Source organism: Pseudomonas sp. B14(2017) (genome assembly GCF_002113255.1).
Lineage (GTDB): Bacteria > Pseudomonadota > Gammaproteobacteria > Pseudomonadales > Pseudomonadaceae > Aquipseudomonas > Aquipseudomonas putida_Z.
Genome location: NZ_NEJY01000022.1, coordinates 41,062 through 65,160, shown reverse-complemented (window position 1 = coordinate 65,160; position 24,099 = coordinate 41,062). Strand labels below are relative to the sequence as shown.

Genomic DNA, 24,099 nt, shown 5'->3' with positions numbered 1-24,099 from the left:
CCCAACAAGATTTTTGTGCCCGCGAGCCCTGTTCTACAGGTGCCGCCACGGGCCTGGATTTTTACTTGCCCGACTTGACCTTGGTCCAGCTACGGGTCATCAGCCGTTGCACCTTGGGTGGCAACTCTGAGTTCACGAACATCTTGTCCAGCACTTCCTGCGGTGGGTAAACCGCGGCGTCAGTCCTCACGGCCTGGTCCATCAGGTCGCCAGCCTTGGGGTTCGGGTTGGCGTAACCGACGTAATCACTGACCTGGGCGATAACCTCAGGCTTCAGCAAATAGTTGATGAAGGCATGCGCCTCTTTGACGTTTTTGGCGTCCTTGGGGATCGCCAGCACGTCGAACCAGAGGTTGCCGCCTTCCTTGGGAATGGCGTAGGCCAGGTTCACGCCCTTCTTCGCTTCTTCGGCGCGGGCCTTGGCCTGGAACACATCACCCGAGAAACCTGCCGCGACGCAGATGTCGCCGTTGGCCAGGTCGGTGATGTACTTGGACGAGTGGAAGTAGGTCACGTACGGGCGTACCGCCAGCAGTTTCTTCTCGGCGGCCTGGTAGTCCTTGGCATTGGTGCTGTTGGGGTCCAGCCCCATGTAGTTGAGCACCGCCGGCAGCATTTCGTCCGCCGAGTCGAGGAAGGCCACGCCGCACTTGGCGAGCTTCTTCATGTTCTCGGGCTCGAACAGCACTGCCCAGGAGTCGATGGTGTCCACGCCCAGCGCGGCCTTCACCTTGTCGACGTTGTAACCGATGCCGTTGGTGCCCCACAGGTAAGGCACGGCGTACTGGTTGCCCGGGTCGTTCCTTTCCAGGCGCTTCATCAGCGCCGGGTCCAGGTTGGAATAATTGGGCAGCAGGCTCTTGTCGAGCTTCTGGAACGCGCCCGCCTTGATCTGCTTGCCGAGGAAATGGTTGGATGGCACTACCACGTCATAGCCGGTGTTGCCGGCCAGCAGCTTGCCTTCCAGAGTTTCGTTGGAGTCGAACACGTCTTGCACGGGCTTGATGCCCGTGGCTTTCTCGAAGTCCGCGAGTGTGGTCGGGCCGACGTAGTCGGACCAGTTGTAGAAGTGCACCGTAGGCGCCGCTTGGACGCTGCATGCCAGCGTCAGGCCCGCTCCAGCCATCAAGGCCTTGCGGAATACAGAAATGGACAAGTGGGTGGTCCTCACAATCAGTGCCTGGGTAGCGACAATGCTGCCGCACACGCAAAACCGGCGCGCAACTTACCTTCGCAGCTTCGATGCCGCAATCATCAATTGCCTTTCACTGGCTCTGGGCCGGGATTCCCCGGCCCAGAGGTACCGCATCGGGCTTATTTGCCCGACTTGATCTTGGTCCAGCTGCGGGTGATCACACGCTGGGCAGACGCTTCAGGCGCAGCGATCGCGTACAGCTGCTTCTTCACTTCAGCTGGCGGATAGATGCTCGGATCGCTGGTGATTTCCTTGTCCACGAACTGGGTGGCGGCAGCGTTGCCGTTCGGGAAGCGCACGGCGTTGGTGATCTCGGCCATGATTTCCGGCTGCATCAGGAAGTTCATGAACTGGTAGGCAGCGTCTTTATGCTCGGCATCCTTGGGGATGGCGACCATGTCGTAGAAGGTACCGGCACCTTCCTTCGGAATGACGTAGTCCACCTTGACCTTGTCGCCGGCTTCGTGAGCACGAGCCTTGGACTGCTCCAGGTCACCCGAGTAACCGACGGCTACGCAGATGTTGCCGTTGGCCATGTCGCCGATGTACTTGGACGAGTGGAAGTAGGTGATCGAAGGACGGATCTTGAGGAACAGGTCCTCGGCGGCCTTCAGGTCTTCCTTCTTGGTGCTGTTGCTCGGCAAGCCCAGGTAGTGCAGCGCAGCTGGCAGCATTTCGGTCGGGGCATCCAGGAAGCTCACGCCGCAGCTCTTGAGCTTGGCGATGTTTTCAGGCTTGAACACCACGTCCCACGAGTCGATCTTGTCCACGCCCAGCGCGGCCTTGACCTTCTCCGGGTTGTAGCCGATGCCGATCGAGCCCCACATGTACGGGAAGGCGTGCTTGTTGTCCTTGTCGCTGGCATCGCCAACGGCCTTGAGCAGGTCAGGGTCGAGGTTCTTCCAGTTCGGCAGCTTGGAGCGGTCCAGTTCCTCGTACACGCCAGCCTTGATCTGCTTGGCCAGGAAGTTGTTCGAAGGCACGACGATGTCATAGCCCGACTTGCCTGCCAGCAGCTTGGCTTCGAGGGTTTCGTTGCTGTCGAAGACGTCGTACTTGACCTTGATGCCCGACTGTTTCTCGAACTTGGCGATGGTGTCCGGAGCGATGTAGTCCGACCAGTTGTAGACGTTCAACACCTTGTCTTCAGCCTGAACAGCGGTAGCCATGGCACCCATCAGGGCGGTGGCCAGCAACGTCTTGCCCAATTTATTCATGCGTAATGCTCCAGAATTTTTTATTTAGCCATCTGTTCAGCAGCCAGGACCTACGGTGCAGAGCGCGCGGCGACTGAAACAGTCGCTAGTCTGGCAAGTTACAAGGCTCTGTATCAAGGAAAGCAGGGCCTTGTAACGACTTAATGTCACATCGCGGAGGCCTGAGTGGCTGTTCTGAATATTCAAGTTCGAGTGCAAGGGTTTACTGGGCAAGGCGGCACGACGAGTCGTAGCCAGCTACGGCGAGGAGTGCCAACGCCGCCCAGTAAAGCCTTGTGCCGAAATTGAGTATTCAAAACAGCCATTCAGGCCTCTCCAGCCTAGCAAACTGTCAACGAATCGCTTCGAGCGTCAGGTCCAGGCATTTGCGTGCCTTTTCCACCAGTTCGTCGATCTCTGCATGGCTGATCACCAGCGGCGGCGCAATGATCATGGTGTCACCCACCGCACGCATGATCAGGCCGTTTTCGAAGCAGAAGGTGCGGCAGATCATGCCCACGCCCTTGCCTTCGTAACGGCTGCGGGTGGCCTTGTCCTTGACCAGCTCGATCGCGCCGAGCAGACCCAGGCCGCGTACCTCGCCCACCAGAGGGTGGTCCTGCAGTTCACGCAAACGCTTTTGCAAAAACGGTGCCGCTTCGCTGCGCGCCTTCTCGACGATTTTCTCGTCACGCAGGATGCGCAGGTTTACCAGGCCCACGGCGGCCGCTACCGGGTGGCCGGAGTAGGTGAAGCCGTGGTTGAAGTCGCCGCCTTCGCTGAGTACCTGGGCCACGGTGTCACGCACGATCACACCGCCCATTGGGATGTAACCGGAAGTCAGGCCCTTGGCGATGGTCATCAGGTCAGGCTTGAGGTCGTAGTAGTCGGAACCGAACCACTCGCCGGTACGGCCGAAACCGCAGATCACTTCGTCGGCGACGAACAGGATGTCGTACTTGGCGAGGATCTCCTTCACCTTCGGCCAGTAGGTTTCCGGCGGGATGATCACGCCGCCGGCGCCCTGGATCGGCTCGGCGATGAAGGCGGCGACATTGTCTTCGCCGACTTCGAGGATTTTCTTCTCCAATTGCTCGGCCGCCCACACCCCGAACTCATCCGGCGTCATGTCGCCGCCTTCGCCGAACCAGTAAGGCTGCGGGATATGCACGATGCCCGGGATCGGCAGGCCGCCCTGCTCGTGCATGCCGCTCATGCCGCCCAGGCTGGCACCAGCCACGGTGGAGCCGTGGTAGCCGTTGATGCGGCCGATGATGGTCTGCTTCTGTGGCTTGCCTTTCAGCGCCCAGTAATGGCGGACCATGCGCAGCACGGTGTCGTTGCCTTCGGAGCCGGAGCCGGTGAAGAACACATGGGTCATGCCTTGCGGCGCCACATCGGAGATTGCCTTGGCCAGTTCCAGCGCAGGCGGGTGGGCAGTCTGGAAGAACAGGTTGTAGTACGGCAGCTCGCGCATCTGCTTTTCTGCTGCCTGCACCAGTTCTTCACGGCCATAACCCACTGCCACGCACCACAGGCCAGCCATGCCGTCGAGGATCTTGTGCCCCTCGCTATCCCACAAATGCACACCCTGGGCCTTGGTGATGATGCGCGGCCCCTTCTCCTTCAGCTGCTTGTAGTCGCTGAAGGGCGCGAGGTGATGCTCCCCGCTCAGGGTTTGCCATTCACGGGTTTGCGGGTTGTTGACGCTCATGTGCTTCTCCGTTGTTCGACAGCCGCGTCCTGCGGCACCAAGTTGATCAGACAGCAAACAGCAGGAACTCACGCTCCCAGGAACTGATGACTCGCTTGAAGTTCTCGTGCTCGGCGCGCTTGGTGGCGACGTAGCCGGTGATGAACTTCTTGCCCAGGTACTGCACCAGTGCACGGCTGTTTTCCATGCGCTCCAGGGCATCTTCGATGGTCAGTGGCAGGCGCAGGTTGCGGCGTTCGTAGCCACGGCCCTGCACCGGCGCGCTGGCGTCGATGCCTTCGACCATGCCGATGTAGCCACACAGCAGGCTGGCGGCGATGGCCAGGTAAGGGTTGGCGTCGGCGCCTGGCAGGCGGTTCTCGACCCGGCGGCTTTGCGGGCCGGCGTCCGGCACGCGCAGGCCGACGGTACGGTTTTCCTCGCCCCATTCCACATTCACCGGCGCCGAGGTGTCGGGCAGGAAGCGGCGGAACGAGTTGACGTTGGGGGCGAACAGCGGCAATGCCTCGGGGATGAACTTCTGCAGGCCACCGATGTGGTGCAGGAACAGTTCGCTCATGCTGCCGTCGTCGTTGCTGAAGATGTTCTTGCCGGTGGCCACGTCGACCACGCTCTGGTGCAGGTGCATGGCACTGCCTGGCTCACCGGTCATGGGCTTGGCCATGAAGGTGGCGGCCACATTGTGCTTGAGCGCGGCCTCGCGCATGGTGCGCTTGAACACCAGGATCTGGTCAGCCAGATGCAGGGCGTTGCCATGACGGAAGTTGATCTCCATCTGCGCCGTGCCGTCTTCATGGATCAGCGTGTCGAGGTCCAGCTGCTGCAGTTCGCACCAGTCGTAGACGTCTTCGAACAGCGGGTCGAATTCGTTGGCGGCTTCGATCGAGAACGACTGGCGGCCGGTTTCCGGGCGGCCCGAACGGCCTACCGGGGGCTGCAGCGGGAAGTCCGGGTCTTCGCTGCGCTTGGTCAGGTAGAACTCCATCTCCGGCGCGACGATCGGCTGCCAGCCCTTGTCGGCATATAGTTTGAGGACTTTCTTCAGCACGTTGCGCGGCGACAGTTCGACCGGGTTGCCCTTCTTGTCGTAGGTGTCGTGGATCACCTGGGCGGTCGGCTCGATGGCCCATGGCACCAGGAACACGGCGTTCTCGTCGGGGCGGCAGATCATGTCGATGTCCGCCGGGTCCAGCAGTTCGTAATAGATGTCGTCGTCGACGTAGTCGCCGGTCACGGTCTGCAGCAGCACGCTCTCGGGCAGGCGCATGCCTTTTTCGGCGATGAATTTGTTGGTAGGCGAAATCTTGCCGCGCGTGATGCCGGTCAGGTCACTGATCATGCATTCGACTTCGGTGATCTTGTGCTCTTTCAACCAATCGGTGAGCTGGTCGAGGTTGTTACTCATAAATACCTCAGGAGGTAAGGTGGTCCGCGCACTGATTCTGGATGGAGTACATTGCTAAAGCAAAAACCCCCGCGCAGAGCCACAGTGGATACACTGAAAACAGGTGCGTCCGTAATGAGTTCGAAGGGCAGGAAGACGAAACGAAGGGCGGCAAGCCGCTACGAGGGCAGGTCCGGGAGCGCCAAACGTCAATTATTGCGGCCAGGGCGGCCACGCCATTGACGAAGCTTGCAAAAAAGACGGATGTACCCGATGGCACTGCGCAGGCAGTGCTTTCAGGTCTCGGCAAGCGGACCATGTGACCCTCGTATTATTGTGTTCTGGGTTGAGACCGAGCTTAGCCTTGTTCATTTTTTTACACAACACCTCCGTAAAAAATAAAACACGGTTGGTCGGAGATAGCCCTTTGCGCGGGAAATAGCGGATAATGGTTTGCCCCGAGATGCAGCAAATCTGCCGTCGATGTGCCATTTCAGGGCATCATGGGGTTGGCTTGACATCAGTTTGTCTTTTCGATTGACTGGTCTTGCAAGCCCCCCTTGATTGATATTTTTAACAACAAAGGTGTTGCATCATGTCGGTACCCCCGCGTGCCGTTCAGCTTAACGAAGCGAACGCGTTCCTTAAGGAACATCCTGAGGTTCTCTACGTTGACCTTCTGATTGCAGATATGAATGGTGTGGTGCGTGGCAAGCGCATAGAGCGCACCAGCCTCCACAAGGTTTACGAGAAAGGCATCAACCTGCCTGCCTCCCTCTTCGCCCTGGACATCAACGGTTCCACCGTTGAAAGCACCGGGCTGGGCCTGGACATCGGCGATGCTGACCGCATCTGCTACCCGATCCCCGGCACCCTCTCCAACGAACCCTGGCAGAAGCGCCCGACCGCCCAGCTGCTGATGACCATGCACGAGCTCGAAGGTGAGCCGTTTTTTGCCGACCCGCGTGAAGTGCTGCGCCAGGTGGTCGACAAGTTCACCGAGATGGGCCTGACCATCTGCGCCGCGTTCGAGCTGGAGTTCTACCTGATCGACCAGGAGAACGTGAACGGCCGCCCGCAGCCGCCACGCTCGCCAATTTCGGGCAAGCGCCCGCAGTCGACCCAGGTGTACCTGATCGACGACCTCGACGAATATGCCGACTGCCTGCAGGACATCCTGGAAGGCGCGAAGGAGCAAGGCATCCCGGCCGACGCCATCGTCAAGGAAAGCGCCCCGGCGCAGTTCGAAGTCAACCTGCACCACGTGGCCGACCCGCTCAAGGCCTGCGACTACGCGGTACTGCTCAAGCGGTTGATCAAGAACATCGCCTACGACCATGAAATGGACACCACCTTCATGGCCAAGCCCTACCCGGGCCAGGCAGGCAACGGCCTGCATGTACACATTTCCGTGCTGGACAAAGATGGCAACAACATCTTCACCAGCGAGGATCCCGAGCAGAACGCCGCGCTACGTCACGCTGTCGGCGGTGTGCTCGAGACCCTGCCCGCGTCCATGGCGTTCCTTTGCCCGAACGTCAACTCGTACCGCCGCTTCGGCGCGCAGTTCTATGTGCCGAACGCGCCAAGCTGGGGCCTGGACAACCGCACCGTGGCCCTGCGCGTGCCGACCGGCTCGCCGGACGCCGTGCGCATCGAGCACCGCGTGGCCGGTGCCGACGCCAACCCGTACCTGATGATGGCCGCCGTACTGGCCGGCGTGCACCATGGCCTGACCAACAAGGTCGAGCCGGGTGAGCCGATCGAAGGCAACTCGTACGAGCAGCTGGAGCAGAGCCTGCCGAACAACCTGCGCGATGCCCTGCGCGAGCTGGACGACAGCGAGATCCTGAACAAGTACATCGATCCGAAGTACATCGACATCTTCGTCGCGTGCAAGGAGAGCGAGCTGGAGGAGTTCGAGCACTCGATCTCCGACCTCGAGTACAACTGGTACCTGCATACCGTGTAAACAAAAACGCCGCCCACAAGGGCGGCGTTTTTGTTCGAGATTGGTGTCGCCTGCTTCGCGGGCTTGCCCGCTCCCACAGGGTCATCACAAGGTCTAAAGCCTGCGGTGTACCTGTGGGAGCGGGCGAGCCCGCGAAGAGGCCGGTACAGGCTTACAGAGGCTTCTCGAAGATTTTCGAATTGCGCTGGTAGTTGTACAGCGAAGCCCGCGCCGCTGGCAGCCGCTCGACCCCGCTCGGCGCAAACCCGCGTTCGCGGAACCAGTGCGCAGTACGCGTCGTCAGCACGAACAGGGTGTTCAGCCCCAACTGCCGCGCCCGGCTTTCGATGCGCTCCAGCAGCTCGTCGCCACGCCCGCCATGGCGGTACTCCGGGTTCACCGCCAGGCACGCCAGCTCGCCGGCGTCGGAGTCGGCAATCGGGTACAACGCCGCACAGGCGATGATCATGCCCTCGCGCTCGACCACGCTGAACTGCTCGATCTCCCGCTCCAGCACCTCACGCGAACGGCGCACCAGAATGCCCTGCTCTTCCAGCGGGCTGATCAGTTCCAGCAAACCGCCCACGTCCTCGATGGTCGCCTCGCGCACCACTTCGAACTGCTCCTGCGACACCAGCGTGCCGCCACCGCCACGGGTGAACAGCTCGGTCAGCAAGGCGCCGTCCTCGGCATAGCTCACGATATGGCTGCGCGCCACGCCGCCTTTGCAGGCTTCGGCCGCGGCATCCAGCAATTCGCCCTGGTAGTCGCTGCCCAGGCGCTGCAGATGCGGGGCAACCTGCTGCGGGCGCAGCTCACGCACCAGCTTGCCATCGGCATCAAGCAGGCCCGGCTCGGCACCGAACAGCAGCAGCTTGTCGGCACCCAGTTCGATGGCGGCGCGGGTGGCCACGTCTTCGCAGGCCAGGTTGAAGATTTCACCCGTGGGCGAGTAGCCCAGCGGCGACAACAGCACGATGGAGCGCTCGTCGAGCAGGCGGCTGATGCCCTTGCGGTCGACCCGGCGCACTTCGCCGGTGTGGTGGTAGTCCACGCCTTCGAGCACGCCGATCGGCCGCGCCGTGACCAGGTTGCCGGACGCCACGCGCAGGCGCGAGCCCTGCATGGGCGAAGCGGCGATGTCCATCGACAGGCGTGCCTCGATGGCCAGGCGCAGGGCGCCGACGGCATCGATCACGCAATCCAGGGTGGCGGCATCGGTGATGCGCAGGCCACGGTGGTAGTGCGGGGTCAGGCCGCGATCAGCCAGGCGGCTTTCGATCTGCGGGCGCGAGCCATGCACCAGCACCAGGCGCACGCCCAGGCTGTGCAGCAGCACCAGGTCGTGGACGATGTTGCCGAAATTAGGGTGTTCCACCCCATCGCCCGGGAGCATGACCACGAAGGTGCAGTCGCGATGGGCATTGATATACGGGGAGGCATGACGCAGCCAGTTGACGTAGTCGGGCATGACAGGGCCTGTGAATAAGTGGACGGAGAACGGCGATACAGGGGGCGTTCAGGATCATCGTCGGAACAGGCTTGCGGTCACGCGCGGTCTCCTCTAGGCAGGAACGAAACAGTTCGGTTGACGTTTAGTCCAGGCAATAGTGCCGGATCAGGTCACGCAATAGACGCACGGTAGGCTCGATTCGTGACATTTCCAGATATTCGCCGGGCTGGTGGGCACAGGCGATGTCGCCGGGCCCCAGCACGATGGTCTGGCAACCCAGTTGCTGAAGATAAGGCGCTTCGGTGCCGAACGCCACCGCTTCGGCGCGATGGCCGGTCAGGCGCTCCGCCACTTGCACCAGCTCGGCGTCGGCTGCCTGCTCGAATGGCGGCACCTCCGGGAACAGCGGCGCATAGTCAATGCGCACCTCAAAGCGCTCTGCCACCGGCACCAGCTTGGCGCGGATGGCTGCGCGCAGTTGCTCCACGTCCATGCCTGGCAGCGGGCGCAGGTCGAATTCCAGGGCGCACTGGCCGCAGATACGGTTGGGGTTGTCACCGCCGTGGATGCAGCCGAAGTTCATGGTCGGGGTCGGTACGGTGAATTGCGGGTTGCGGTAGGTTTGCTGCCATTGCTGGCGCAGGCCCATCAGCTCGCCCATCACTGCGTGCATGGCCTCCATGGCGCTGCGGCCCAGGCTTGGGTCCGAGGAGTGGCCGCTGCGCCCGAGGATGTCGATGCGGTCCATGAGAATGCCCTTGTGCATACGGATCGGCCGCAGCCCGGTGGGCTCGCCGATCACCGCCGCACGGCCGAGTGGCTGGCCGGCCTCGGCCAGGGCGCGGGCGCCGGACATGGAGCTTTCTTCGTCACAGGTGGCGAGGATCAGCAGCGGTTGCTTGAAATCGTGCTCCAGCAGCGGGATGACCGCCTCGATGACCAGGGCGAAGAAGCCCTTCATGTCGCAGCTGCCCAGGCCGACCCAGCGGCCATCGGTTTCGGTCAGCTTCAGCGGGTCGCTGGCCCACAGCTGTTCGTCATAGGGTACGGTGTCGCTGTGCCCCGCCAGCACCAGGCCCCCCGGGCCAGTGCCACGGCTGGCCAGCAGGTTGAACTTGCCGGGGCTGACCTGCTGGATGTCGCACTTGAAACCCAGGTCGCCCAGCCAGCCGGCCAGCAGGTCGATGACCTGGCGGTTGGACTGGTCCAGCGCAGGCTGGGTGCAACTGACCGAGGGCGCGGCGATCAGGGCGGCGAACTGGTCTTTCAGCGTCGGCAACGGCATGCGCGTACTCCTCGGAAGCGTTGCCCATCATAGCAATGCCGTCCAACCGTGTGGGCTTCTTCGCGGGTAAACCCGCTCCCACAGGGAAAGCGCTACACCTGAGGGCTACACAGTACCTGTGGGAGCGGGTTCACCCGCGAAGAAGGCCACCACGATCCAACAGTCGAGAGCCGACTCCTGTAGACTGCTGGGCAACCACGCCCCCTCCTTCGAGCCTGTGATGCACAAAGAAACCGAACTCAAGCTCCGCGCCAGCCGCGAGACCCTTGCCGCCCTGCGCGAGCACCCTCTGCTGAAAAAGCGCAACAAGTCCGGCTGGCAGACCCGCGAACTGCTCAACCAGTACTTCGACACCCCCGAGCGCGAGCTCTCCGCCGCCCGTGTCGCCCTGCGCCTGCGCCGCGATGGCGAGGCCATCATCCAGACCCTCAAGTGCCGCGGCACCAGCGTGGCCGGCCTGTCCGAGCGCAACGAGCACGAATGGCAGCTGGACAAGGTCAAGCTCGACCTGAAGAAGCTCGACGACAGCTGCTGGCCCGCGCAACTGGCCAACCTGGACAAAAAGACCATCAAGCCGCTGTTCACCACCGACTTCAGCCGTGAATACGCCGAAATCGCCTGGGGCCGTGGCAAGAGCAAGGTGGTGATCGAGGCCGCGCTGGACCAGGGGTTCGTGATCGCCGGCAAGCGCAAGGAAGAAATCTGCGAGCTGGAACTGGAACTGCGTGAAGGCGAGCCGCAGGCACTGCTGGAACTGGCCGCCGAGCTGGCCGCCAGCCTGCCGTTGATGCCATGCGACATCAGCAAGGCCGAGCGTGGTTACCGCCTGCTGGAGCCGGACAGCTACGAGCTGGGCCTGCCGCACACCGAGCTGGAAGCCGAAATGGCCGTGGACGACGCCTACGCCGCACTGGCCTGGCAACTGCTGGGCAGCAGCCAGCGCCTGGCCGAGCAATACCGCCACAACGGCCACTGGCGCCTGCTGCAGGACTGGGTCGAGTGCCTGAGCGAGCTGCGTGCCATTACCGCCAGCCTGGGCCAGGCCGCGCCGCGCGCCACCACCCGCGACCTGCGCAGCAGCCTCGACGCCCTGCTCGAAGACTGGCGCCCGCTGGTGCAGGCCGGCAACGAAGACGAAGATATCCGCCGCGCCGCCCCCGAGCAGTTCGCCGAAGAGCTGGAGGACGTGCGCTGGGGCCAGTTCTCGCTGGAAACCTCGCGCTGGCTGCTGGCCCGTGCCTGGACCGTGGAGCGCAAAGGCCGTGGCGAGCGCCAGGGCAAGGCGCAGCTGGCAAGCTGGCTGGCGCACCTGCTGGGCGAAGAAGGCCGAGCGTTGAAGCTGCCGCTGTATACCCAGCGTCCGGAAGACCTGGCCGAGCAACTGCCGCGTATCGAGCAGCTGCTGGCCTGGCTGCACCATGCCCGTCAGGTGCTGGAAGCGCCGCAGATGGACCGCCTGTATGGCGACCTGAAGAAGCTGCATGAGCTGGCTGAACAGCCGATCAGCGATGAAGTGCTGGAAGCGCGTATCGAACAGGCTCGTGCGGTGGACCAGAGCCGCGGCTGGAAGCACTTGCTCAAGGCGTGATACCGCGTCGCATTCTTCGCGGGTAAACCCGCTCCCACAGGGGTCGCGCTGCTCTCTGGCTCACTGATAACCCTGTGGGAGCGGGTTTACCCGCGAATGCCTCAGCGCGACAGTGGCAGGCTGGTGGTGGATTTTATCTCCGACAGCGCCACGATCGAGTTCACCTCCTGTATCCCCGGCACGTTCGACAGCTTTTCGAAGAAGAACCGTTCATAAGCCTCGATATCCGGGGTGACGATGCGCAACAGGAAGTCCACCGACCCCATCAGCACATAACACTCCAGCACCTCCGGAAACCCGCGGATTGCGTCGGTGAACTCGGTGAAGTTGGAGCGCCCGTGGGCGTTCAGTTTCACCTCGGCGAATATCTGCGTGTTCAGGCCGACCTTCTTGCGGTCCAGCAAGGTCACCTGCCCGCGAATCACCCCCTCCGCCTTCAACCGCTGGATACGCCGCCAGCACGGCGATTGCGACAGCCCCACGCGTTCGGCGATCTGCGCGCTGGACAGCGAAGCGTCCTCCTGCAGCAGTTCGAGGATACGGCGGTCGTAGGCGTCCAGCTCGCTGTGCATCAATAATTCTCCTGAACAGCACTTCATGAATAGAACAATTCGCCAATACAGCGAAATGATCAAATCATAGCGAAAAAATACCGCCGCCAACGTGCAAGAATTTCTCCCACATTTGCGGAGACCAGCATGAACGCACAGCCCCGTACCGACGCCTGGGCCGCCAGCAGCGCCCACAGCACCGTGCACTATCGCCTGCAGGCCGAGGCCGAGCCTGACAGCCTGTGCCGGGTGCTCAACCTGTTTGCCCTGCAGTTCCTGACCCCGCACAGCGTGCAGGTCAGCCAGCAGGATGACTGGCTGGATATCGAGGTCGGCATCGGCGGCCTGAGCTGGCACCGGGCCGAGGTGATTGCGCAAAAACTGCGCAACCTGGTGTGTGTGGGTGAGGTGAGCCTGAGCAACCTGCAGCGGGTGGAGCTGGCGGTTGTGTAAGCATTTACCGGCCCTATCGCCGGCAAGCCGGCTCCCACAGGTACAGCGCAATCTTCGAGCCTGTGGTGATCCTGTGGGAGCTGGCTTGCCGGCGATAGGGCCAGTACAGGCACAGTAAATTCCCGAAACTTTTCACTTCCGTTAACCTTCCGCCGTCCGGCTAGCCTTGATCAGCACTCCCCTATCAGGCACGGACGCCCACCATGCACACCCCCGACAACCCGGCACTCGACCTCAAGCACCTGCTCCAGGCCCTGCTCGCCGACCAGCACCTGCACGCCAACGACACCCTGCAGGTACTCGAGCACGCCACCACTCACCCCACCGCCCACCCGCTGGAACAGATCGCCGCCTGCGCCCTGGAAGACCGCCGACACCCTGGCCAGCCCCTGGACCTGGACCGCCTCTGCCAATGGCTGGCCAACAAGGTCGGCCAGCCCTACCTGCGCATCGACCCGCTGCAACTGGACCTGCCCCAGGTCACCGGCCTGATATCCCCGGCCTTCGCCCAGCGCCACGGCATCCTTATCGTCGCCGCCGACGCTTCCAGCGTCACCGTTGCCAGCGCCCAGCCCTACCAGGACGACTGGCTGGCCGACCTCACCCGCAGCCTGGGCCGGCCGATCCGTCGCGTGCTGGCCAACCCGCAGCAGGTCCGCCAGGCAGGGCAGTCGTTCCACCGCCTGGCCCAATCGGTAAAGGGCGCGCAACACCAGCAGTCAGCCAGCCTGGGCGAACTCGAACAGCTGCTGGAGCTGGGCAAGCGCCAGGCCGAGGCCAGTGCGGACGACGCGCACATCGTGCATATCGTCGACTGGCTGCTGCAGTACGCCATCGAGCAACGCGCCAGCGATATCCACCTGGAACCACGCCGCGAGCAGGGCCAGCTGCGCTACCGCATCGACGGCCTGCTGCACAACGTCTATGCCTTCCCCGCCGGGGTGACCCTGGCGCTGGTCAGCCGCCTGAAACACCTGGGGCGCATGGACGTCGCGGAAAAACGCCGGCCGCAGGATGGCCGGCTGCAAAGCCGCCTGCCTGGCGGCGGCGAGGTGGAACTGCGGCTGTCGACCTTGCCGACCCCGTTCGGCGAAAAACTGGTGCTGCGCCTGTTCGACCCGCAACAGCTGCAAGAAGGCTTCGACCGGCTGGGCCTGGATGGGCCACAACTGGACCAGTGGCAAGGCCTGCTGCGCCAGCGCCAGGGCATCATCCTGCTCACCGGCCCCACCGGGTCCGGCAAGACCAGCACGCTGTACGCCAGCCTCAAGCTGCTGGCCACGCCGCAGGTCAACCTGTGCACCATCGAAGACCCGATCGAGCGCCTGGATCCCACCTTCAACCAGTTGCAGGTGCAGCCCGCCCTGGACCTGGGTTTCGCCAACGGTGTGCGGGCCATGCTGCGCCAGGACCCGGACATCATCATGATCGGCGAAATCCGTGACCGCGAGACCGCCCTGGTGGCGGTGCAGGCTGCCCTGACCGGGCACCTGGTGCTGTCGACCCTGCATACCAACGACGCCTGTGGCGCGATCACCCGCCTGCAGGAGCTGGGTGTGGCCGACTACCTGATCAAGGCAACGCTGGTAGGGGTAATGGCCCAGCGGTTGGTGCGCACACTGTGCGCGGATTGCCGGGATGGTGCAGCGCTGCCCGAAGGCCAGCCGTGCCGTACCTGTCGTGGCACGGGGTTCCATGGCCGCACAGGGTTGTTCGAGCTGCTGGTGCCCAGCGACAGCCTGCGCGCCCTGATAGGCCCGGGCAGCGATCTGGCCAGTTTGCGGCGCCAGGCCGTGGCCGATGGCTTGCTCGATCTGCGCCGCTGCGGCGAAGCCAAGGTAGCCTGCGGGCAGACCCGCCAAGAGGAAGTGCTACGGGCCTGTTCCTGAGCAAAAATCCTTTGTATTCAAGGAACTTGCCCCCCTGTGACAGGATCAAATCGCGCATCTTCAACCCTCACCCTTCGAGGTGTTTCAACATGCGTTTCAAAACCGCCATCGCTGCCGCTGCCTTGCTTTCGCTGCCTATCGGCTCGGCCATGGCCGATACCTTCTGGCGTAACGTGATGACTACCGGTGCTACCACGGCATCGAGCTACCTGACTTCCGGGGATCACAAGCTGGTGATGGCGGCGCAGGATGACGCCGGCAGCTTCGTGGCCAGCGAAGGCGCGATCCGCGGGCCGTTCCTTGAAGCGGCGATTCGCCAGGCCCGCGCGGAAAACCCGGGGATGCAGGCTTCCGACATGGAACTGGCCAATGCCATCCTGGCCAAGAATGCGGTAGCCGAGTAACCACGGCGGGGGCTTCGCCCCCGATCGCCGGCAAGCCAGCTCCCACAGGTACTGCACCATTCTCCAGGCCTGTGCAGTACCTGTGGGAGCCGGCTTGCCGGCGATGAAGCCAACACCCATCTTCACCCCTAACGATAAGCCTCCACCGGCACACAAGCACAGAACAGATTCCTGTCCCCATACACGTTGTCGACCCGGTTCACCGCTGGCCAGTACTTGTGCTGGCGCACATGAGCACTGGGCGCCACCGCCTGTTCCAGGCTGTAGGGCCTGTCCCACACCGCCAGCACATCGGCCAGGGTATGCGGCGCATGCTTGAGCGGGTTGTTCTCCGCCGGCCAGTTGCCCTCCTGCACTTCGCCAATTTCCGCCCGAATCGCCAGCATCGCCTCGACGAAGCGGTCCAGCTCGGCCTTCGACTCACTCTCGGTCGGCTCGACCATCAGCGTGCCCGGCACCGGGAACGACATGGTCGGCGCGTGGAAGCCATAGTCCATCAGGCGCTTGGCCACGTCCTCTTCGCTGATGCCGGTCAGCGCCTTCAGCGGCCGCAGGTCGAGAATGCACTCATGCGCCACCCGCTGGTTGCGCCCGCGGTAGAGTACCGGGAAGGCGCCACCCAGCTGGCTGGCCAGGTAATTGGCCGAGAGGATCGCCACCTCGCTGGCATCGGCCAGCTGCGGCCCCATCATGGCTATGTACATCCAGCTGATCGGCAAGATGCTCGCACTGCCCCAGGGCGCGGCACTGACCGCGCTGTTGTTCGGGTCCAGGCCGGGTACCGGCACCACCGGGTGGCTGGCGACGAACGGCTTGAGGTGCGCGCGAATGCCGATCGGGCCCATGCCCGGCCCGCCACCACCGTGGGGAATGCAGAAGGTCTTGTGCAGGTTCATGTGTGAAACGTCGGCGCCGATATCCGCCGGCCGCGCCAGGCCCACCTGGGCATTGAGGTTGGCGCCATCCATGTACACCTGGCCACCGTGCTGGTGGACCACTTCGCAGATTTCGCGAATCCCCTCTTCATACACGCCGTGGGTCGACGGGTAAGTGATCATCAGGCACGACAACCGATCCCCGGCCGAGTGGGCCTTGGCCCTGAGGTCGGCCAGGTCGACGTTGCCATCGTCGTCGCAATCGACGATCACCACCTCCATGCCGGCCATTTGCGCCGACGCCGGGTTGGTGCCGTGGGCCGACGACGGGATCAGGCACAGCGTGCGTTGCGGCTGGTGGCGGCTGCGGTGGTAGCGGGTAATGGCCATCAGGCCAGCGTACTCGCCCTGGGCACCGGAGTTGGGCTGCATGCAGATGGCATCGAAGCCGGTAATGGCGCACAGCCAGCTTTCCAGTTCGTCGATCATCGCCTTGTAGCCGGTGGCCTGGGCCGCCGGGGCAAACGGATGCAGCTGGGCAAAGCCAGGCCAGGTGATGGGGATCATCTCGCTGGTGGCGTTGAGCTTCATGGTGCACGAACCCAGCGGGATCATCGACTGGTTCAGCGCCAGGTCCTTGTTCTCGAGCTGCTTGAGGTAGCGCAGCATCTCGGTTTCGCTGTGGTGCAGGTTGAACACCGGGTGGGCGAGGAACGGCGTGCGCCGCACCAGGCTGGCAGGGATGCCTTCGGGCAGGGCCAGCTGGTCGAGTGCGGCTATATCCAGGCCGTGATCCACCCCCAGGAAGATGTCGAACAGGCGCAGCACCGTCTGCTCCGAGCAGGTCTCGTCCAGGCTCACGCCCAGGTGCCCGCGGCCAAGGATGCGCAAGTTGATCTGCGCGGCTTCGGCGCTTTCGATGATGGCCACCTGGGCACCGCCGACGTCCAGGGTAAGGGTGTCGAAGAAGTGCTGGTTTAGGCGCTTGATGCCCTTGGCCTCGAGGCCGGCGGCCAGGATGAAGGTCAGCCGGTGCACACGCTGGGCAATGCGCTGCAGGCCTTCCGGGCCGTGGTATACCGCATAGAAGCCGGCAATGTTGGCCAGCAGCACCTGGGCCGTGCAGATGTTGGAGTTGGCCTTCTCGCGGCGGATATGCTGCTCGCGGGTCTGCAGGGCCATGCGCAACGCGGTGTTGCCACGGGCATCGCGCGACACGCCGATGATGCGCCCCGGCATGGCTCGCTTGTAGTCATCGCGGCAGGCGAAATAGGCCGCGTGGGGGCCGCCATAGCCCATCGGTACGCCAAAGCGCTGGGTCGAGCCCAGCACCACATCGGCACCCAGCTCCCCAGGCGGTGCCAGCACCACCAGGCTGAGCAGGTCGGCGGCTACGCAGGCCAGGGCATGCTGGCTGTGCAAATGGTCGATTTGCGGGCGCAGGTCGCGCACCTCGCCGTGGGTATCCGGGTACTGCAGCAAGGCCCCGAAAACCGCGTGTTTGCCAAGGTTATCCACAGAGTCGACGATCAGCTCGAAGCCGAAGCCCTCGGCACGGGTCTTGAGTACCGACAGGGTCTGCGGGTGACAGTGCTCGTCGGCGAAGAAGGCATTGCTCTTGTTGCGCGCCACCCGCTTGGCCAGGGCCATGGCCTCGGCGGCGGCGGTGGCTTCGTCGAGCAGCGAGGCGTTGGCCAGGGCCAGCCCGGTGAGGTCGATGACCATCTGCTGGAAGTTCAGCAACGCCTCCAGCCGGCCTTGGGCAATCTCGGGCTGATAAGGCGTGTAGGCGGTGTACCAGCCCGGGTTTTCCAGCACGTTGCGCAGGATGACCGTGGGGGTGATGGTGCCGTGGTAGCCCATGCCGATCAGGCTGGTCCAGACCTGGTTCTGCCCGGCGTAACCGGCGAGCTTGGCCAGGGCGGCCTGTTCGTCCAGTGCCGGCGGCAGATCGAGGGGGCGATTGAGGCGGATGTCTGGCGGTACGGTCTGCTCGATCAGCTCACTGCGGCTGGCGACACCCAGCGCGTTGAGCATGGCCTGCTGCTCCGTGGCATCCGGGCCCAGGTGGCGACGCAGGAATGGGTTGAGCTCTTGCAGTTGATGCAGGGATGGCGACTGGGACATGACGACGCTCTCTTCCTGGAACAGCTCTCATGGAGACTTACAAGTCTAGGAAGGGATTGCCGATTCTGCGGGGAAAGTTGTTTTGCCAGTACCGGCCCTATCGCCGGCAAGCCAGCTCCCACAGGTAACCACAGGCCCTGAGGCGCGCGCTATCTCTGTGGGAGCTGGCTTGCCGGCGATGAGGCCTGAAGCCTTATTCGCCGATAGCGGCTGCGTAACCAGCAGCATCCAGCAGCTTGTCCAGCTCGGCCGGGTTGCTTGGCTTCAGCTTGAAGATCCACGACTCGTAAGGTTCTTCGTTGAGCAGCTCAGGGCTGTCAGCCAGCTCTTCGTTGACCGCGATCACTTCGCCACCGACCGGGGCGTAGATGTCCGAAGCGGCCTTGACCGACTCGACCACACCGGCCGCGTCGCCAGCGGCGAATACCTTGCCGACTTCAGCCAGCTCGACGAACACCACGTCACCCAGGGCTTGCTGGGCGTGGTCGCTGATACCCACGGTCACGGTGCCGTCGGCTTCCAGGCGAGCCCACTCGTGGCTTTCGGCAAAACGCAGGTCGGCGGGGATATTGCTCATGTCTTGAATTCCTCGATTGGCTCAGCGGTACGCCCGCCGGTTAAAAATTGTTCAGATCAGGATCTTGCCGTGGCGCACAAAGGTCGGTTTGACCACCCGCACCGGGTACCACTTGCCGCGGATTTCCACCTCGGCCCGGTCGCCGGTGGCCATGGGCACGCGTGCAAGGGCAATGGACTTGCTCAGCGTAGGCGAGAAACTACCACTGGTGATCTCCCCTTCGCCAATCCCGGCTACACGCACCACCTGGTGGGCACGCAGCACGCCGCGCTCTTCCAGCACCAGGCCTACCAGTTTTTCCTGCACGCCGTGCTCGATTTCCGCCAGCAGCCCGGCGCGGCCGATGAAGTCGCGCTCGGCCGGCTCCCAGGCGATGCTCCAGCCCAGGTTGGAGGTAAGCGGGGTGTGGGTTTCGTCGATGTCCTGGCCGTACAGGTTCATGCCGGCTTCCAGGCGCAGGGTATCGCGGGCACCAAGGCCGCTGGGGGCGATACCGGCACCGACCAGGTCGTTGAAGAAAGCCACGGCCTGCTCGCCCGGGAGGATGATCTCCAGGCCGTCTTCACCGGTATAACCGGTGCGGGCAATGAACCAGTCGCCTTCGGCAACGCCTTCGAACGGGCGCAACTCGCGGATCAGCGCGGCACGCGCGGAGCTGAGCAGGGCCGCAACCTTTTCTCGGGCATGCGGGCCCTGGATGGCAAGGATGGCAAGGTCTGGGCGGACCTCGAAGTCCACGGCAAAACCGTCACGCTGCAGCTGCAGCCAGTCGAGCACCTTGGCGCGGGTGGCGGCGTTGGTGACCAGGCGATAGCCATCTTCCGTGCGGTAGACGATCAGATCATCGATCACCCCGCCCTGTGCCTGCAGCAGCGGGCTGTAAAGCGCCTTGCCGGTGTCGTCGAGGCGGGCCACATCATTGGCCAGCAGACGCTGCAACCAGGCAGTGGCGTCGCTACCATCGACATCGATCACGGTCATGTGGGAAACATCGAACACCCCGCAATCGCTGCGCACCTGATGGTGCTCCTCGACCTGCGAGCCATAGTGCAGGGGCATGTCCCAGCCACCGAAATCGACCGTCTTGGCGCCAAGCGCCAGGTGCAGGTCATACAAAAGCGTGCGCTGTCCCATGGGTTTCTCCTTCCGGGCGTGGCGAAGCGGCGGCGGTCGATGACGTCGGGTCGTCAGCTCTTCTTGTGTAGGACCCGCCGCGCGAATGCCGCGCATTGTAGCCGCAAGGGCGCGGGCTGGCACCCTCAGTGACTGTGACCGGGTCGACGTGCCGAACGGCGGATCAGGCCGATGACCGGCAGCAGGCCCACCAGCACCAGGGTCAGTGCCGGCAACGATGCACGCGCCCACTCACCCTCGCTGGTCATCTCGAACACCCTTACCGCCAAGGTGTCCCAGCCGAACGGGCGCATCAGCAAGGTGGCCGGCATTTCCTTGAGCACGTCGACGAACACCAGCAGGGCGGCGCTGAGCGCGCCAGGCACCAGCAGCGGCAGATACACCTTGAAAAACAATCCCGCGCCACCGATGCCCAGGCTGCGGGATGCCTCGGGCAGTGACGGGCGGATCCGCTCCAGGCTGCTCTCCAGCGGCCCGTAGGCCACCGCGATGAAGCGCACCAGGTAGGCCAGCAGCAACGCCGCCAGGCTGCCCAGCAGCAGCGGCTTGCCGGCACCGCCCAGCCAGCTGGACAGCGGGATGACCAGGTGGTTGTCGAGGTAACTGAAGGCCAGCATGATCGACACCGCCAGCACCGAGCCGGGCAAGGCATAGCCCAGGTTGGCCAGGCCTACCCCGGCGCGGATACCGCCCGTCGGCGCCTGGCGCCGGGCAAAGGCCAGCAGCAACGCCACGCACACCGTGACCAGCGCCGCCATGCCGCCCAGGTACAGGGTGTGCAGCACCAGGCCGACATAGCGCTCGTCCAGGTCATGCCGGCCGCGCTGCCAGAACCACGCCAGCAGTTGCAGCAGCGGGATGACGAATGCGCAGGCGAACACCAGCAGGCACCAGCCACTGGCCAGCAACGCCTTGAACCCGCGCAGGTGATACAGCGCCTGCCCGCGCGGCCGCTCGTTGCCGCTGCGGCTGGCCCCCCTTGCGCGGCGCTCGCCATACAGCACCAGCATCACCGCCAGCAGCAGCAGGCTGGCCAGCTGGGCCGCGCTGGACAGGCTGAAGAAGCCGTACCAGGTCTTGTAGATGGCCGTGGTGAAGGTGTCGAAGTTGAACACCGCCACCGCGCCGAAGTCGGCCAAGGTTTCCATCAGGGCCAGGGCAATACCGGCGCCGATCGCGGGCCGTGCCATGGGCAGGGCCACACGCCAGAACGCTTGCAGCGGGGACAACCCCAGCACCCGCGCCGCTTCCATCAGGCCCTTGCCCTGGGCCAGGAATGCGCTGCGCGCCAGCAGGTAGACATAGGGGTAAAACACCAGCACCAGAACGACGATCACCCCGCCGGTGGAGCGCACCCGCGGCAGGCGCATCGGCCCGAACACCTCGCGCAGGGCACTCTGCACCGGGCCGGCGAAGTCCAGCAGGCCGACGAAGACGAACGCCAGCACATAGGCCGGGATGGCGAACGGTAGCATCAGCGCCCAGTCCAGCCAGCGCCGGCCAGGGAACTCGCAGAGGCTGGTCAGCCAGCCCAGGCTGACGCCCAGCACGGTGACGCCGATGCCCACACCCACCACCAGCGTCAGGGTATTGCCCAGCAGGCGAGTCATCTGGGTGTCGAGCAGGTGCGACCAGATCTGCAGGTCGATCGACTGCCAGGACAGCAGCAGGACGCTCAGGGGCAGGAGCACCAGGGCGGCGACCATGGTGACCGGGAGGTACCAGCGGCGTTGGGGGGCGTGGGGCAAGTTGAATGTCTCTGTGGCTGGTTTGCGACCGCTATGCGGTCGTTCGCGGGCACGCCCGCTCCCACAGGGATCGAGTAATCCTGTGGGAGCGGGCATGCCCGCGAAGAGGCCCTGAAAGGCCCCGGAAGGATAAAGCCTGGCGCTTAGTTCCAGCCAGCCCGATCCATCAAGCGAATCGCTTCAGCCTGGCGCTTGCCGGCGATTTCCACCGGAATGCTGTCAGCCTTGAAGCTGCCCCACGCTGCCACTTCGTCCGATGGTTTGACCTTCGGGTTGGCCGGGAACTCCTGGTTGATGTCGGCGAACAGCTTCTGCGCCTCCTCACCGGTCATCCATTCCACCAGCTTCTTCGCCGCCTCCGGGTGTGGCGCATGCTTGGTCAGGCCGATGCCCGACAGGTTCACGTGCACGCCACGGTCACCCTGGTTGGGCCAGAAGATCTTCACCGGCAGTTTCGGGTTCTGGTTGTGCAGGCGGCCGTAGTAATAGGTGTTGACCACACCCACGTCGCACTGGCCGGCCTCGATGGCCTGGATCACTGCGTTGTCGTCGGAGAACACGTCGGTGGACAGGTTGTTGACCCAGCCTTTGACGATCTGCTCAGTCTTCGCCTCGCCGTGGGTCTCGATCAGGGTGGCGGTCAGCGACTGGTTGTACACCTTCTTCGCCGTGCGCAGGCACAGGCGGCCTTCCCACTGCTTGTCGGCCAGGGCTTCGTAGGTGCTCAGCTCCTGCGGCTTGACCCGCTCGGTGGAATAGATGATGGTGCGGGCGCGCAGGCTCAGGCCGGTCCAGTCGTGGGACGAGGCTCGGTACTGCGGCGGGATGTTCTGGTCGATGATGTCGGACTTGATCGGCTGCAGGATGCCCATCTGCTCGGCCTGCCACAGGTTGCCGGCATCGACGGTCAGCAGCAGGTCGGCCACGCCGTTTTCGCCCTCGGCCTTGATGCGCTGCATCAGCGGGGCTTCCTTGTCGGTGATGAACTTGATCTTTACCCCGGTCTTGGCGGTATAGGCATCGAACACCGGCTTGATCAGCTCGTCGATGCGCGAGGAGTACACCACCACTTCGTCCGCTGCGTGGGCGGTGCCGCCGAACAGGGTCAGGGCCAGGGCGGCCAGTAGGGGCTTGCGTGGCAACATGGAAAGCACTCCTCGGATCGTATGAGAGGCGCAAATGGTAGTGAATCCCATTTTCCGACTCATCTACATAGGCGTTACCGGATGTTGCAGAGGGATAACAGTTGCAAGGTTCCTGTGGGAGCGGGCAAGCCCGCGAACACCGGCAAAGCCGGTGCCATACACCGCGTTGCCTGTTTCGCGGGCATGCCCGCTCCCACAGGACTCCAGCAAGCTCAGGCTTTGGCCAGATCCGGCAGGTCACCGCTCAAACCCAGCGCCTGCCGCACGAACATCGCCTTGGCCTCCGGCATCTGCTCCACCAGCTTCAACCCGCTGTTACGCAACCAGCGCAACGGCAACGGGTTGGCCTGGAACAACCGCTCGAACCCTTCCATCGCCGCCATCAGCGCCAGGTTGTGCGGCATGCGCCGTCGCTCGTAACGGCTCAGTACCTTCACATCCGCCAGCCGCTCGCCACGCTCGCAGGCGTTGACCAGCACCTCGGCCAGCACCGCAGCATCAAGGAAGCCCAGGTTGACGCCCTGCCCGGCCAGCGGGTGAATGGTGTGCGCGGCATCGCCGATCAATGCCAGGCCTTCGTCCACATAGCACTTGGCGTGGCGCTGGCGCAGCGGCACGCACACCCGCGGGTCGGCCTGCAGCACATCACCCAGGCGCCCCTCGAAACCCCGCTCCAGGGCCTTCAGGAAGGCCGCTTCATCCAGCGCCATCAACTGCTCGGCATGCTCCGGAGTGGTCGACCACACGATCGAGCACCAGTCCTGCTGGCCATCGCGGGTCAACGGCAGGAACGCCAGTGGCCCTTCATCGGTGAAGCGCTGCCAGGCCGTGGCCTGGTGCCCGACGCTGCAACGCACGCTGGTGACGATGGCGTGGTGCAGGTAATCCCACTCGCGGGTTTCGCAGCCGGCCAGGCGCCGCACTGCCGAGTTGGCACCGTCGGCCGCGATCACCAGCGGCGCACGCAACTGGCGGCCATCGGCGAGGGTCAGCAGCCACTCGTCGCCGGAGCGGCGCAGCTGTTCGAGCCGCGCGTTGGGCAGCAGGCCGATGTCGCTGTCATGCAGGCGCTCCAGCAGGCCATCCTGCACCACCCGGTTCTCGACGATGTGGCCGAGCACCTGGGCATGCACGCTGGCAGCCGAGAAGTGAATCTGCCCGGTGCCGCTGCCATCCCACACATGCATGTCCGAGTATGGCGTGGCACGCCGCTTGGCAATGCCATCCCAGGCGCCAAGGCGCTCGAGGATGCGCTGGCTGGCTGCCGACAGTGCGCTGACACGCGGCTCGAACGGGGCCTGGGCATCGAACGGCTTGACCGTCAGCGGGCCGCCGTCGAGCAAGAGGATTTGCAAGCCACTGTGGCGCAACGCCAGGGCCAGGGCGCTGCCGACCATACCGGCACCGACAATCAACAGATCTGCGCGCAT

Annotated in this window: 19 protein-coding genes; 6 read left to right on the top strand and 13 right to left on the bottom strand. The window is 63.9% G+C overall.

Translation table 11 applies throughout. From position 1 onward, the window contains the following. Positions 1-61: 61 nt before the first annotated feature. From CAG34_RS22135 to CAG34_RS22120, 4 genes are all read right to left on the bottom strand, one after another. Entirely contained in the window at positions 62-1,156 is a 1,095-nt protein-coding gene (locus tag CAG34_RS22135) for a polyamine ABC transporter substrate-binding protein (protein WP_025341035.1), read from the bottom strand. A gap of 158 nt (positions 1,157-1,314) precedes the next feature. Beyond that, the gene (locus CAG34_RS22130) at positions 1,315-2,412 is read right to left on the bottom strand and encodes a polyamine ABC transporter substrate-binding protein (protein ID WP_023660780.1); all 1,098 of its coding nucleotides are present in this window, start codon (positions 2,410-2,412) and stop codon (positions 1,315-1,317) included. Positions 2,413-2,743: 331 nt separating this feature from the next. Continuing rightward, the gene (locus tag CAG34_RS22125; protein ID WP_085592406.1) at positions 2,744-4,105 is read right to left on the bottom strand and encodes an aspartate aminotransferase family protein; all 1,362 of its coding nucleotides are present in this window, start codon (positions 4,103-4,105) and stop codon (positions 2,744-2,746) included. Positions 4,106-4,151: 46 nt separating this feature from the next. Further along, the gene (locus CAG34_RS22120; RefSeq protein WP_013974708.1) at positions 4,152-5,510 is read right to left on the bottom strand and encodes a glutamine synthetase family protein; all 1,359 of its coding nucleotides are present in this window, start codon (positions 5,508-5,510) and stop codon (positions 4,152-4,154) included. Between the two features lie 41 nt (positions 5,511-5,551). Between CAG34_RS22120 and CAG34_RS22115 the strand changes: the two genes are divergently transcribed. Together CAG34_RS22115 and CAG34_RS22110 are read left to right on the top strand one after the other, a co-directional pair. Then, entirely contained in the window at positions 5,552-5,812 is a 261-nt protein-coding gene (locus tag CAG34_RS22115) for a hypothetical protein (protein WP_085592404.1), read from the top strand. A 272-nt stretch (positions 5,813-6,084) separates the two neighbouring features. Continuing rightward, entirely contained in the window at positions 6,085-7,461 is a 1,377-nt protein-coding gene (locus CAG34_RS22110) for a glutamine synthetase family protein (RefSeq protein ID WP_015272222.1), read from the top strand. 151 nt (positions 7,462-7,612) lie between these two features. On the opposite strand, the gene argA is transcribed toward CAG34_RS22110, so the two are convergent. Next, complete coding sequence (gene argA, locus CAG34_RS22105) at positions 7,613-8,911, bottom strand: amino-acid N-acetyltransferase (RefSeq protein WP_013974710.1); 1,299 nt, start codon at positions 8,909-8,911, stop codon at positions 7,613-7,615. A gap of 124 nt (positions 8,912-9,035) precedes the next feature. Then, a complete protein-coding gene (gene argE, locus CAG34_RS22100; RefSeq protein WP_085592402.1) occupies positions 9,036-10,178 on the bottom strand; it encodes an acetylornithine deacetylase in 1,143 nt (380 codons plus the stop codon). A 220-nt stretch (positions 10,179-10,398) separates the two neighbouring features. Between argE and CAG34_RS22095 the strand changes: the two genes are divergently transcribed. Further along, a complete protein-coding gene (locus CAG34_RS22095; RefSeq protein ID WP_003259352.1) occupies positions 10,399-11,766 on the top strand; it encodes a CYTH domain-containing protein in 1,368 nt (455 codons plus the stop codon). A 101-nt stretch (positions 11,767-11,867) separates the two neighbouring features. Here the strand turns inward: CAG34_RS22095 and CAG34_RS22090 are convergent, their stop codons facing one another. Continuing rightward, on the bottom strand, positions 11,868-12,338 hold the full coding sequence (locus tag CAG34_RS22090; protein WP_085592400.1) for an Lrp/AsnC family transcriptional regulator: 471 nt from the start codon (positions 12,336-12,338) through the stop codon (positions 11,868-11,870). 126 nt (positions 12,339-12,464) lie between these two features. Here CAG34_RS22090 and CAG34_RS22085 point away from each other — a divergent pair, with 126 nt between their 5' ends. The 3 genes from CAG34_RS22085 to CAG34_RS22075 all read left to right on the top strand — a co-directional run bounded on the left by CAG34_RS22085 (position 12,465) and on the right by CAG34_RS22075 (position 15,063). Further along, positions 12,465-12,770: a hypothetical protein gene (locus CAG34_RS22085; protein ID WP_003259353.1), complete on the top strand. Its 306-nt coding sequence runs from the start codon at positions 12,465-12,467 to the stop codon at positions 12,768-12,770. Positions 12,771-12,973: 203 nt separating this feature from the next. Then, a complete protein-coding gene (locus CAG34_RS22080) occupies positions 12,974-14,659 on the top strand; it encodes a GspE/PulE family protein (protein WP_085592398.1) in 1,686 nt (561 codons plus the stop codon). Positions 14,660-14,748: 89 nt separating this feature from the next. After that, positions 14,749-15,063: a DUF2388 domain-containing protein gene (locus CAG34_RS22075; protein WP_003259356.1), complete on the top strand. Its 315-nt coding sequence runs from the start codon at positions 14,749-14,751 to the stop codon at positions 15,061-15,063. Between the two features lie 128 nt (positions 15,064-15,191). Here the strand turns inward: CAG34_RS22075 and gcvP are convergent, their stop codons facing one another. The 6 genes from gcvP to CAG34_RS22040 all read right to left on the bottom strand — a co-directional run bounded on the left by gcvP (position 15,192) and on the right by CAG34_RS22040 (position 24,099). Beyond that, positions 15,192-18,065: an aminomethyl-transferring glycine dehydrogenase gene (gene gcvP, locus CAG34_RS22070; protein ID WP_085592396.1), complete on the bottom strand. Its 2,874-nt coding sequence runs from the start codon at positions 18,063-18,065 to the stop codon at positions 15,192-15,194. A gap of 193 nt (positions 18,066-18,258) precedes the next feature. Further along, positions 18,259-18,642, bottom strand: a complete 384-nt coding sequence (gene gcvH / locus CAG34_RS22065; RefSeq protein ID WP_046613622.1) for a glycine cleavage system protein GcvH — start codon at positions 18,640-18,642, stop codon at positions 18,259-18,261. A gap of 51 nt (positions 18,643-18,693) precedes the next feature. After that, on the bottom strand, positions 18,694-19,776 hold the full coding sequence (gene gcvT / locus CAG34_RS22060; protein ID WP_085592394.1) for a glycine cleavage system aminomethyltransferase GcvT: 1,083 nt from the start codon (positions 19,774-19,776) through the stop codon (positions 18,694-18,696). A gap of 125 nt (positions 19,777-19,901) precedes the next feature. Continuing rightward, complete coding sequence (locus CAG34_RS22055) at positions 19,902-21,482, bottom strand: iron ABC transporter permease (RefSeq protein ID WP_178080897.1); 1,581 nt, start codon at positions 21,480-21,482, stop codon at positions 19,902-19,904. Positions 21,483-21,667: 185 nt separating this feature from the next. Next, the gene (locus CAG34_RS22050; protein WP_085592390.1) at positions 21,668-22,669 is read right to left on the bottom strand and encodes an extracellular solute-binding protein; all 1,002 of its coding nucleotides are present in this window, start codon (positions 22,667-22,669) and stop codon (positions 21,668-21,670) included. A gap of 212 nt (positions 22,670-22,881) precedes the next feature. Beyond that, positions 22,882-24,099, bottom strand: coding sequence for a 2-octaprenyl-3-methyl-6-methoxy-1,4-benzoquinol hydroxylase (locus CAG34_RS22040; protein WP_178080895.1), 1,218 nt, complete (start codon positions 24,097-24,099; stop codon positions 22,882-22,884).

Bases quoted from the DNA above. Each gene is read 5' to 3' on its own strand.
- CAG34_RS22130 (WP_023660780.1), bottom strand. From the start codon at position 2,412: ATGAATAAATTGGGCAAGACGTTGCTGGCCACCGCCCTGATGGGTGCC.
- CAG34_RS22125 (WP_085592406.1), bottom strand. From the start codon at position 4,105: ATGAGCGTCAACAACCCGCAAACCCGTGAATGGCAAACCCTGAGCGGG.
- CAG34_RS22120 (WP_013974708.1), bottom strand. From the start codon at position 5,510: ATGAGTAACAACCTCGACCAGCTCACCGATTGGTTGAAAGAGCACAAG.
- CAG34_RS22115 (WP_085592404.1), top strand. From the start codon at position 5,552: ATGGAGTACATTGCTAAAGCAAAAACCCCCGCGCAGAGCCACAGTGGA.
- CAG34_RS22110 (WP_015272222.1), top strand. From the start codon at position 6,085: ATGTCGGTACCCCCGCGTGCCGTTCAGCTTAACGAAGCGAACGCGTTC.
- argA (WP_013974710.1), bottom strand. From the start codon at position 8,911: ATGCCCGACTACGTCAACTGGCTGCGTCATGCCTCCCCGTATATCAAT.
- argE (WP_085592402.1), bottom strand. From the start codon at position 10,178: ATGCCGTTGCCGACGCTGAAAGACCAGTTCGCCGCCCTGATCGCCGCG.
- CAG34_RS22095 (WP_003259352.1), top strand. From the start codon at position 10,399: ATGCACAAAGAAACCGAACTCAAGCTCCGCGCCAGCCGCGAGACCCTT.
- CAG34_RS22090 (WP_085592400.1), bottom strand. From the start codon at position 12,338: ATGCACAGCGAGCTGGACGCCTACGACCGCCGTATCCTCGAACTGCTG.
- CAG34_RS22085 (WP_003259353.1), top strand. From the start codon at position 12,465: ATGAACGCACAGCCCCGTACCGACGCCTGGGCCGCCAGCAGCGCCCAC.
- CAG34_RS22080 (WP_085592398.1), top strand. From the start codon at position 12,974: ATGCACACCCCCGACAACCCGGCACTCGACCTCAAGCACCTGCTCCAG.
- CAG34_RS22075 (WP_003259356.1), top strand. From the start codon at position 14,749: ATGCGTTTCAAAACCGCCATCGCTGCCGCTGCCTTGCTTTCGCTGCCT.
- gcvP (WP_085592396.1), bottom strand. From the start codon at position 18,065: ATGTCCCAGTCGCCATCCCTGCATCAACTGCAAGAGCTCAACCCATTC.
- gcvH (WP_046613622.1), bottom strand. From the start codon at position 18,642: ATGAGCAATATCCCCGCCGACCTGCGTTTTGCCGAAAGCCACGAGTGG.
- gcvT (WP_085592394.1), bottom strand. From the start codon at position 19,776: ATGGGACAGCGCACGCTTTTGTATGACCTGCACCTGGCGCTTGGCGCC.
- CAG34_RS22055 (WP_178080897.1), bottom strand. From the start codon at position 21,482: ATGGTCGCCGCCCTGGTGCTCCTGCCCCTGAGCGTCCTGCTGCTGTCC.
- CAG34_RS22050 (WP_085592390.1), bottom strand. From the start codon at position 22,669: ATGTTGCCACGCAAGCCCCTACTGGCCGCCCTGGCCCTGACCCTGTTC.
- CAG34_RS22040 (WP_178080895.1), bottom strand. From the start codon at position 24,099: ATGCGCGCAGATCTGTTGATTGTCGGTGCCGGTATGGTCGGCAGCGCC.